At 35.7% G+C, this 11,723-nt stretch carries 8 protein-coding genes; all 8 read right to left on the bottom strand.

The features are described 5' to 3' along the window. Positions 1 to 3,151, bottom strand: a 3,151-nt coding sequence (locus F6K22_RS15800) for a response regulator (protein WP_293099489.1), incomplete at its 3' end; no start/stop codon positions are given. A gap of 440 nt (positions 3,152 to 3,591) precedes the next feature. After that, the gene (locus tag F6K22_RS15795) at positions 3,592 to 4,053 is read right to left on the bottom strand and encodes a response regulator (protein ID WP_293099486.1); all 462 of its coding nucleotides are present in this window, start codon (positions 4,051 to 4,053) and stop codon (positions 3,592 to 3,594) included. Between the two features lie 259 nt (positions 4,054 to 4,312). Beyond that, complete coding sequence (locus tag F6K22_RS15790) at positions 4,313 to 6,571, bottom strand: ATP-binding protein (RefSeq protein WP_293099483.1); 2,259 nt, start codon at positions 6,569 to 6,571, stop codon at positions 4,313 to 4,315. 380 nt (positions 6,572 to 6,951) lie between these two features. Then, a complete protein-coding gene (locus F6K22_RS15785; RefSeq protein WP_293099481.1) occupies positions 6,952 to 7,200 on the bottom strand; it encodes a FitA-like ribbon-helix-helix domain-containing protein in 249 nt (82 codons plus the stop codon). A gap of 29 nt (positions 7,201 to 7,229) precedes the next feature. Then, on the bottom strand, positions 7,230 to 7,388 hold the full coding sequence (locus F6K22_RS15780; RefSeq protein WP_293099477.1) for a hypothetical protein: 159 nt from the start codon (positions 7,386 to 7,388) through the stop codon (positions 7,230 to 7,232). Between the two features lie 1,008 nt (positions 7,389 to 8,396). Further along, entirely contained in the window at positions 8,397 to 9,707 is a 1,311-nt protein-coding gene (locus F6K22_RS15775) for an aminopeptidase P N-terminal domain-containing protein (RefSeq protein WP_293099492.1), read from the bottom strand. Positions 9,708 to 10,206: 499 nt separating this feature from the next. Then, complete coding sequence (locus F6K22_RS15770; RefSeq protein WP_293099474.1) at positions 10,207 to 10,539, bottom strand: hypothetical protein; 333 nt, start codon at positions 10,537 to 10,539, stop codon at positions 10,207 to 10,209. Positions 10,540 to 10,887: 348 nt separating this feature from the next. Further along, the coding region (locus tag F6K22_RS15765) for a glycosyltransferase family 2 protein (RefSeq protein WP_293099471.1) at positions 10,888 to 11,723 on the bottom strand (836 nt) is incomplete at its 5' end.

Raw genomic sequence — 11,723 nt, 5'->3', positions numbered from 1 at the left:
CTACAGAGGAACTCCGAGTAGGAATAATCCACTTGCAGAGAGTCTCATATAACTTTCGTGGATTAACAGGTTTGGAGAGATGACCGTTCATCCCAGCTGCCAAGCTTTTGTTTCTATCTATATCCATAGCATTAGCTGTTATGGCAATAATAGGCACTGTGGCAAACCATTTCGTCTCGCTGTTGTTCTCCTCTGCCAGACAACGGATCATCTTGGTAGCCTCTAGACCATCCATTTCAGGCATCCTAATATCCATCAAGATTAGGTCATAACTAAGCTCCTGAACTTTAGCTATCGCTTCTTTTCCATTGGTTGCACAATCTACGTTCAGCCCCACCCTTCGCAACAATTCCTGGGCGATTTGTTGATTGACTGCATTGTCTTCTACCAGTAGGATATTAGCTCCCTGAATTTCCTCAAGTCTTACCAAGCTAGAGAATTGAGTCTCTCTGAGATTGCTTGATAGAGAAGAACAATAAGTCTCACTAGGCTCCCTGGAATAGCCAAACTCTAGTTCAAAATGAAATGTACTACCTTTACCCAGTTCACTTTCAACCCCAATGTTACCTCCCATCATGTTAACAAGACCTTTGCAAATTGCTAGTCCGAGTCCTGTCCCACCATACTTGCGACTGATAGAAGCATCAACTTGTGTAAAAGATTGAAATAGTGTTTCGATTTGAGACTGATTAATACCCATCCCTGTATCTTGCACCTGATATTTCAGACGTACAGTTTCATCAGTACAACTAAGCAATTCAACTGCAATAGTAACAAAACCAGTTTCAGTAAACTTGACAGCATTGCTCGCCAGATTCATCAAAACTTGAGTTAAGCGCAGTGAATCTCCAATTAAATACCGGGGAACATCATCCCCAACTTTAAAGATTAGTTCTATTCCTTTTTCTACAGCTTTAAGACCAAGAATATTGTTGATGGAATTTAGGATGTCATCGAGTTCAAATGGGATATATTCCAGTTCCAGTTTTCCGGCTTCGATTTTGGAAAAGTCGAGGATGTCATTGATGATTTCTAGCAATGATTGGGCAGAACTTTTGATTTTATTGAGGTAGTCTTGTTGATTAGGCTGAAGAGGGGTTTGTTGGACTAAGTGGGTAAGCCCCAAAATACCATTCATTGGAGTACGTATTTCGTGACTGATCAGGGCTAAAAATTCGCTCTTTGCACGGTTAGCATATTCAGCAGTTTCTTTTGCTGCTCGCATTTGTTGATATGCTTTTGCTTGTTGGATAGCAATGGCAATGTGAACAGATAACCGTTGCACTAAATCAATTCCATCCGTTGTCCATGTGTAGCTATGCCGATGACTCGCGAGCATCAAACCCCATAGTTGCTCTTCTACAATAATAGGCACAACCAACGCTGCACGAATATTAGAATGCTTTTCTAGAGTTAGCTGTGATTTATATAGATCATCTACTACCCGAATCTGACCTTTACTATACTTTTCAATCCATTCTGGAGTCACCCAGACATTAGCAAGTTCTGAATCCCATAGCGATCGCTCACCTTCAGCAATTGACTCAGCGACCACTGCGTCAGAAGAATCAGGACAAAATTGGTAAATAATCGCTCGATGGCACTGCAACAGTAAACGAAATTCTTGCACAGTTGTATCAAGAATGTTCTGCAAATCCAGGGATGACCGGATCTGCTCCGTTACAGTCATCAGTAATTTTTCCTGATCTACTTTAGCCTTAAGAACAGCAGTCCGATCTTCTAGGATACTCTGTAGCTCGGCAGTTCTACTTTCCAACAATTTGATTCGCTCTGCCTCTAGACGCATTACTCGTTGTTCCAAAACTTCCATTAACTTATCAACTTTCGGGCGATTGATGGCTTGCAACACATTACTTTGACTAACGATCCCTAGAAGCTCTCCTTGCTCCCCTGTCACAACCAACTGACGGATATTTTGTTCCTCCATGAGCTGTTGAACAGCCCAAAGTGATTCCTTTGGCTTAATTGTTAGAATTGGCTGATTCATCACTGCTTCTACAGTGCAATTTTCTAGATTTAAGCCCAATGCCTGAAATCTTATCAAATCTTGCTCCGTTAGTATCCCTACAGGAATTTGTAGGGGTAATGTGGTCGTGCCACCAGGTTCTATAATTACAACGCAACTAATACTATGTTCTACTAGAAGTTGGGCAATTACCAACACAGAAGTCTCTAGTGTCACACAAACCACCTGATGGTTCATTACTTCTCTCACCAGAGGTGGCTTGAGCAAGGCATTTGGTTCGCATACTTGTTGCAAACTTTCATGAGTCAATAACCCAACTAGCTGCTCCCGATCATCTAGGAGTGGTAAGTGATTGATTTGATGCTTCTGAAACAGATTGATTGCAGAAAACAAATTCGTTAAATCTGACTCACGCATAGTCATAACAAGACCTGCTATTATCTCACTTATTACCAAGCAATCTAGGGTTTGCCCCTCAGCAATGAGGCGCACCACATCCCGCTCAGTCAGAATACCTACGACTTGATTTTCCTCAACAACTAATACGCAACTTGACCTTGCCGTTTGATGACGATCCTTCTCTATTTGGTCTGAGCTGGCAAGCGATCGCTCTTTACTCATAAGGGTAACGGCATCTTTGAGTGTTGTATTTGGATTGACAACCAAGGGATTCCGAATTATTGCAGACTTCAGATCTAGCTGAGTAATCACCGTGCTGCGAACGGACACTTCACTAACACAGGTCCATAGTAAATCCGCTGTAATATCTCCCTTAACCAGATAGTCTGCTGCTCCCAGTTTCATTGCCCTTACTGCAACTCGCTCATCCCCCAAACCAGTCAGCACAATTACAGGTAATTTATCTTTAGGGTAGTTAGTGGCAATTGCCTCTAAAAATTCCAATCCATCTCCATCGGGTAGGTTGATATCTACCAGAGCTATATTTGGTTCCTCCGACTCCCACATTTCTATTCCTTCTTCTAAAGTTTCAGCTTCTATAATGCAGTAGGTGTGGTGTGGATCTGATTTCAGATAACGAATGTAGGTAAGACGATCTACCTCAGAATCATCTAGGAGCAGAATAGTTATTCTAGGTAATAAAACTTCAGGTCTATTAGTATTACTCTTAGTATAAGAGTCTTGATTATGGGTTGGGTTAGACATTTTTGTGCAGAAGTAGTCGATACTTGGGAGTCAGAGAAAATATTTTTCAGAGTATAACATAGTCTTAATTCTAAATATTCAGAAAGTTTATTTATGTAATATAAATCTTCAGAAAAGAGGGAGTAGGGGGAAATAATTGACGGTTTCTGGAAAAGAGGGAGTAGTGCCGTGTGAAGACTAAAATTGTGGGTTAAGAGCGAGCAACCTTGGAGACCTCTCCCCCAACCCCTCTCCTGCTCTGAGAGGGGTGAGTTCGCCCCCAACGCTAGCACTTAAGGGGGTTGGGGGGTTAGGTTTTTTAACCCACGTTTTCAAGCTTGACACGACAGTAGGGGGAAATAATTGACGGTTTCTGCTTGACTTTTGAAGTATAGCTGAAGCGTAGCATTACTTTTAGTAATTGGTATAATAGCTGAATGCTTATATAATTGCTATACAACTCAACTATCAGGAAGAATAACTGTTCTAAACCAATAGGATAAAAAACTTTCTATATTCCTATTTAAGTCTTGAATATTAACTGGTTTTTGGATATAACTGTTTACTCCTTGTTCATAACAAATTTGAATATCTTTTGGGTTTGATGAAGTTGAAAATACAACTACAGGAATTTTTTTAAGTTGTTGATTCTTTTTAATTACTTGAATTACTTCTCGCCCATCAGTTCCTGGCAGATTTAAATCTATTAAAATTATTGTAGGACGAGGAGCTATTTCAGGATTAGAATATTCTCCTTCATTAAACAAAAAGTTTAGTGCTTCATCTCCATCCATACAGTGGTATATAGGATAACTAAAATCTAGCTTCCTCATTATTCTGGTTAATGCAACATAATCTTCCTCATTATCTTCAACTACTAGCAAAGATAAGTTATTTTTTGAGGTATTTTGTAGTTCACTCATTAATGGCAATTAAACTTTAGTTTTGAAAAAAAAATCTAGGAATTAGGGAATAGGGTTCAATAATTAATAATTACCCCTTCTTGAAAGAAGGGGATTGGCTAAAAGGAAATTTTTTTGATTTATCCCCTTGAAAGGGGAGGCTTTAAACCTTAATTGTTGAATGAATAATTAATTATTGACTATCAACTATTAATTATTAATTATTAACTATTAATTATTAATTATTCGGTAATTATCCATTATCCATTAATGAATATATTTATTCTTGATTCCATAATTTCACATAAAATGTTGTTCCTTCTCCATATTTAGATTCCAGCCAAATTTTACCACCATGACGTTCAATAATTTTTTTAACTATTGTTAAGCCTACTCCTGTACCACCCCCAAATTTATCTTTACCATGTAATCGTTTAAAAATTTTAAAAATTGTCTCTTGATGCTTTTCTCGAATACCTATACCATTATCTTTGACATATATGGTACTAGCAGATTCTTCAGTTTCTTCATAACCTATTTCTACAATTTTATCCTCTTTTTTATTGTACTTCACTCCATTATTAATTAAATTGCTAAATACTTCTTCCATCAGGATTTTATCTCCATAAATCACTGGCAAATCATCCATTTTTCTAATTTCAATAGATGCATCTGGTTTACTCATCCTAACAACTTCTGCCACATTTTCAATTAATTTATTCAGATTAATAGTAGATTTATGGAGTTCTTGACGACCTAAACGAGAGAAAAATAATAAGGCATTAATTAAATCCTCCATCCGTTGAGTTAAACGCACTAAAGTCTCTAATTTTTCTCGACCATCTTGGTCGATAATTTCCCCATAATCTTCCATCAAAAATGTAGAATAATTATGAATACCTCGCAATGGTTCTTTTAGATCGTGGGAAGCAATATAAGTAAAAGAATCTAACTCACTATTACTTTGTTCTAGTTCCAGATTGATTTTTGCTAATTCAGAAATTCTGCGCATCACAATTCCCACAATTGCGGTTTTAAATTCCTGCGCTCCTTCTATTTCATAAGATTGCCAAGGTAAGGAATGAAATTGAAGTATTTCTTGCCATTGTTCAAAAGATTTCCGAGGACAAAGTTTCATTGTACCATCAGATTCAATCTGAATCGGATATTCTGGATTTCCAGCCCAATTAACTGTTTGACTTACTTCTGGTCGAAACCACAAAACATAAACTTCTTGTAACTTGGCAATTTCTAACACTAATAATCCACTAGCAATCTCTTTAAATTCTTTGGCTGATGGGTAAATTTTTGGTAAATAATCAGTTGAATATATGTCAGTATTTATCTGATTGTTCACCCAATTTATTAGTTCTGTAATTTCTGGATCGGTTGGTGTTTTTCCTACTTTATGATATTCTCCTTCCAGAGAAATTGCAGCTCCCGTTGCTCCTACTATTGTTAATAATTTACTGCCGATATTTGTGATGACATTTAATAAATCTTCTGACTCATAAATAATCTTTATTACCTCAGATTGAACAGACTTGAGAGTAACTTTATAATCTAAATTATCATTTTGTTCTCTCATTGGAATATGAATCGACATTATTTGACCTAAAAATTCACAAACCACTCGTTTATCATAAGGAATATACTTAATTGATTGGTGATGACAAGCAATTAACCCCCATAATTTTCCTTCTTTCACAAGAGAAATTGACATTGAACCCATAACACCCATATTATCAAGATATTCTATATGACAGGGAGAAACACCCCGCAGCACAGAAAAGGTTAAATCTAGAGGTTGGTTAGTTAAGGGATTAAATTTAGGTAGTAACTCCACAATTGAAGAGTTGATATTTGGAATAGTTCGTATAAACTTAACAGAGAAAACAGCTCTTGCTACTTGGGGAACATCATAAGCAGGATAATATAAACCTAAATATGCTTCTTGATCTTCTCGTTTATCTTCGGCAATTACTTCTCCAGAGTCATCAGGATGAAACTTGTAGATCATCACCCTGTCAAATCCAGTAATTTTGCGAATTTCTTGAACTACAATCTCACAAAGTTCATGTAAATTGGCAGATTTATGAATTTTATTAATTATGGGAAAAGTTAGTTGATAAAACTGGGAAAAATCTGGCTCTGATTTATCTTCACAAGGTTCCAATTCTAGAATTACAACCCCATCATTACGATGAATAATACTGTTAAATAATCTCACTTCATTTCCACATTGAATAGATAATTTTACTGGGTTTATATATTCAAAATATCCCGCCAAATTCTGGCGAATATTATCTATTAGATGAGAGTCTAAGAGACATTTAATGTTCTGTCCGAGTAGATTTTCTGGAGGAATATTGAGCCATTCTTCTGTATTTATACTAACTTGAATAATATCCAAGTATGGCTCTTGCAAAACCAATAATACCCCATGATCTTGAATGAAGTTAGGAATATGAATTTGTTCGTTATAGTCAATATTTGAATTGACTCTTTGTGTTATGATGATTTTCTCTTTACTCTCCATTTTATCTGATTATAATTTTTGATTCTAGATTCCGCATCTTTATAAGAAATACTATAAACTAAAAGAGTTGCTGAAAGTAGCAATTGTTGAGTTACTGCGTAAGCATTCAGCTATCAGCTATCAGCTATTAGTTATTAAGTCACTATCATACCAAAGGATGAGCCTTGAAGTTTCATTATTTCGGACACTACTAGCGCGTCTAGACTAAAATTGTGGGTAAGGAGCGAGCAACCTGAAAGACCTCTGCTCCAACCCCTCTCCTACAAGGATAGGGGAGAGATATCCCCTTCCCTTGTAGGGAAGGGGGTTAGGGGGTTAGGTTTTTTAACCCACATTTTCAAGCTAGACATGCTACTACATTAGTATCAAGTACAATCATATTAATCCTCAAAATTGGGAAGTTCGCGTAGGGGATCTCTGGATCTAATTGGGATTTCAAAATCTCCAAAATGGGAAAAACGTTGCTTGATTTTTGCCACAAGATTTAAAGAGTATTCTTCATTTTCTATTAAGACTGCACGGATAATTTCTTTAGCTTCTGCTTCAAGAGAACGTCCACTATATTCTGCTCGCTTTTGTAACCTAACTATGAGGTCATCATCAAAGTTGTCGATTATGATACTGCTCATATTCCTTACTTTTTTTAGTTGTTCTATAATTATTCATTATACTTCATTGCCAAAGTTAAGACTAAATCTTTATTTAAGCTACCTAAAAAATAGTCTTTCAATATCTCCATAACTAGGTTGATATTGAGGGTATTTCTGAATAATTTGCATAATAATTTTTCGGTCAAATTATAATTTAGCCATTGCATAATTACCTCTCAATCTAGATTGTTTAGTTTCCTATTTCCAATTTACCCAAAGTAATTAAACTTTCTAAATCTTTTTGTGCAGTTGATAGATAAATTTTAATAACTTCTCTGATTGTATCTTTATTTAAACTTGACAGCACTTCCCCTTGTTATGAACTATAAAGCTAACAAGCAAGATGCTTGAAATGCCATAATTTTTCCGAAATACACTTTAATTTCCTATTTCCAATTTACCTAGAGTAATTAAACTTTCTAAATCTTGGTAAACTAAATTACGGTCTTGAACTTTAATGAAAATCTTAATATATAACGTCATTATTTATGGCATATATAGTCTTCTTGCCACACCTTCAACTATCACAAAAGCTACTTGTTTTATAATTAATTTTAAATTACTTACAAGATAAGTCCAAGTACGTTTTTCCAAAAATTATAAACTACTACCACTCCCAGATTTTACTCATTTCTTTACTAAACCGATAAACAACTTTCTTCTTTGTCTATAAATATCATTAATTAACATAAAAATTGCAAGTGTTAGACAGAGATTTTGGCACAGATAAACGGATTATATCAAAAACTAATTTACAGCGGTTTTGATTTCGGTAGACTAATGGATTGACACAGCTAAAATAGTGCATTAGGGAGTAGGAGGGACGTTGCATGCAACGTCCGTACAGGAGATGAAGAGATGGGGAGCAAAATTGTTGTTGGGTTACCCTGACAGGAAGCAAGCTAAGTTATACCAATTCCCAAAAGTATTGCTATACTTAGGTCGGACTTCAGTTATTAAGTAATCAACACAATATCAATCACTTTTTTCCTAAAAATAACCCAGTTAATGTTTATTATTCTTATGTTTATTTCTCCCCACACGGACCACACGGACCACACTTCCCTACCCGATCAGGTATAGCATTCTTTTTGAGAAATGGTATTATACCTCTTAATCCGTATATCCGTGCCATAATCTGTGTGAGAACCTCAACCCAACCTACTACCTAAAACCTACCTTTCTAATTCTTCAACTAACTTAGGCACTCCCGCAGTTAATACTTCACATCCTTCCGCTGTAACCAGAACATCATCCTCAATTCTTACCCCTATTCCGCGCCAACGGTCATATACTTCTGGTTGACCTTTCACTGTTTTAATATTAGGACCAATATAAATACCAGGTTCCACAGTTAACACTTGTCCTGGTTGTAAATTTTGCGGTTCTTCTCCCCACTGATAAACACCTACATCATGCACATCTAAACCTAACCAATGTCCGGTTCTGTGCATATAAAAAGGCTTATATTTTTCCTTTTCAATTATTTCATCAATATTACCTTTTAACATTCCTAAATATATCAATCCTTCGACTAAAACTCGCACTGCCGTATCGTGAATTTGCTTATAAGGATTGCCTGGTTTTACCTGTTCAATTGCTGCTATTTGCGCCCTTAAAACTAACTCATAAATAACCTTTTGTTCCGGTGTAAATTTCCCACTAATTGGAAAAGTCCGAGTAATATCAGAATTGTAATAATTGTAAGCAGCTCCAGCATCAATTAATAACAAATCATTTTCTCGCATTTGCCGATTATTTTCTATGTAATGAAGAATGCAAGAATTAGCACCAGAAGCAACAATAGAAGGATAAGCAGGAGTAGCTCCATGACGAGAAAATATATACTCCATTTCCGCTTGAATTTGATATTCAAAATGCCCCACTTGAGCAAACTTCATGGCATGGTTATGAGCATCAACAGCAATATCAGCAGCTTTCTGCATTTCTTCTAATTCCACATCACTTTTAATCAGACGCATGGGATGTAAAATCGTACCCGCATCTTGAATAGCGATCGGACCTGTGCCATTTTTTGGATAGACTCGCATTAAATTTTGCCAATGTTTAAACACTGTTTCATTAAAGTTGCGATCGCGTCCTAAACGATAATAAATTTTATCTGCTTTTTTCAAATATTCGGGCAACTTTTGATTTAATTCATTAATAGAAAAAGCTGCATCTGCACCATATTTTTCTTTAGCAACTTCCACACCAGCACGATAACCAGTCCAAGTTTCTTTTTCTTGATTTTTTGGTTGTACAAATAAAACAAATTTATGCTTTTCATGGTGAGGAGCAATAACCGCTACAGCTTCCGGTTCATTAAAACCTGTTAAATAAAAAAAGTCGCTATCTTGACGATAGGAATATTCTACATCATTGTGCATGACAGCCATCGGCGCACTTCTAAAAATAGCCGTACCATCGCCAATTTTCGCCATTAAATTTTCCCGTCGTTGTTTATATTCTGAGTGAATTGTCATATTTTTAGAACCAAGAAGTAAGGAACCAACAAAAATCATATCAAATTTTTTAGTATCTGTTGGATTATCCTTAGACATAGGCGTGATAATCAAAAATCAAATCAATCCCATAAGCAAAAATCATTAATTCTTTCCCCCCTACTCCCTACTCCCTCTTTTCCACCAGAGGTCTCTTTGGTATCGGAGCGTGTAAACCGAAGCGTGAATATATACAATATTAAGTTTTTTCAGGTTTTTCAGCCTTCTTCCGTTCTTATAAATCTAGGATTATCTACATAAATCTATGATTTTCGTGCTTATAATCTGTTCTATTCTTGCTTCAACCAGGCAACGTCGGCGTTATCCAGCTCCTCTGGCTGTCACGGACGTTCGCGGAACGCGGAGCGTAGCTCTCACTGCCAGCTATAGCTAGATTTAAGCTAGCATTTAAGTCTCGTTCGCGCACTTAGTTGCAGAGCAATCACAATTGAAACCACAGTGTTCGCACCGGAACACTCTTTCAGATAAAGACAGGGATTCTTTCTAACTGTTTGGCAAGAATAGAAACACCCAAGACACTCATTACCATGCTACCCCACTGAATCATATTCACAAAGCGATCGCTTTTGTTGAGAATTTGAAAGTGAGCCATAGCAAACTCTGACCAAGGATTTTGATAGAGATGAAATAAATTATAGGTAGGATCCGGAGCGACAGTCTGATTTTGAATCCAATAATATATACGAGGTAAATGATACTCCATTGAATCGGAGTGATTTGGTGCAGCGATTATTGCATTTATACCAATTAAGAACACAATAATTGTTATACAGGTGAGCAAAAGTATTGACATTGGCGATCATCCTAGTCAACTTTCGCCCCATGTTTTAAGATTATTTATATGTTTTTTTAACGAATGTTTTGTTAATAAAAATACATATAAACAATTTATTAATAACCAAGCTGCTATCACCCAAAAATACTGAAATAAACAAAATAGACTAAGTAATTCAGTTATTTTTGTTCAAATTATTCCCCATAAAACAATTGCTTCAAAGAAACTATCACGCCAATCATTTTTTTGAGTTAATAATTGAGCAAAAATAATAACAAAATATCATCTAGGAATAATTATCATTTGTCAGGATATTTCAAGAATAAATATTTCAGCAAATTTTCAGCAAATTTTTACCAAAAAAAACTAATCAAAATTATAATTTTCAGGGTTATTTTCTAATGATTTAGCAAAAAAATTACGACGTAATTTTAACTGAATATCTTCTAAAAGCTTACGATTAACTGACATCAAATCAGCAATTAGAGCAAAAATAAATAGCTGAAATCCCATTAAAATTAAAATTGCAGCTAAGACTAAACTAGGGACATGAGACCTCGTAGTGCCACTCCAGTATAGAATTAACCAACGTACACATAAAATGAAACCAAAACTAAAGGGAATAGTCCCTAAAATTGTGAAAAACTTTAGAGGTTTATAAGTCATAAAAATCCGAACGATCGTAAAAATCGATCTTTGGATATAAGCTGGAATACTTTTAACTAATCTGGATGGTCGTAAATAACCATTAGTTCTAATGGGGACAGAAATAATTGTCATTCCTTTTTGCCCAGCTTGGATAATAGTTTCTAGTGTGTAAGTATATTCATTAAAAACATTTAATTGTAGTGCTGCATTACGAGTAATAGCACGGAAACCACTAGGAGCATCAGCAATATTTGTTTCACTAGCAATACGGACGACTAAACTACCTATTTTTTGTAAAAATTTCTTGATTGGTGAAAAATGCTTAATCTCTTGAATTGGTCTAGCACCAATTACTATTTCTGCTCTTCCATCTAAAATTGGTTCAATTAGTTTAGGTATATCTGCTGCACAATATTGATTATCAGCATCCGTATTAACAATAATATCAGCTCCATGTTGCAAACAAGCTTCTATTCCCGCCATAAAACCTTTTGCTAATCCTTGATTATATTCAAAATTAACAATATGATCTACTCCTGACGCTTTAGCTACTA

The sequence above is a fragment of the Okeania sp. SIO2F4 genome, assembly GCF_010672385.1.
In the GTDB taxonomy this organism is placed as follows: Bacteria; Cyanobacteriota; Cyanobacteriia; order Cyanobacteriales; family Microcoleaceae; genus Trichodesmium.
The sequence above is the reverse complement of the archived record's forward strand: the minus strand, read 5'-3'. Positions and strand labels throughout refer to the sequence as shown.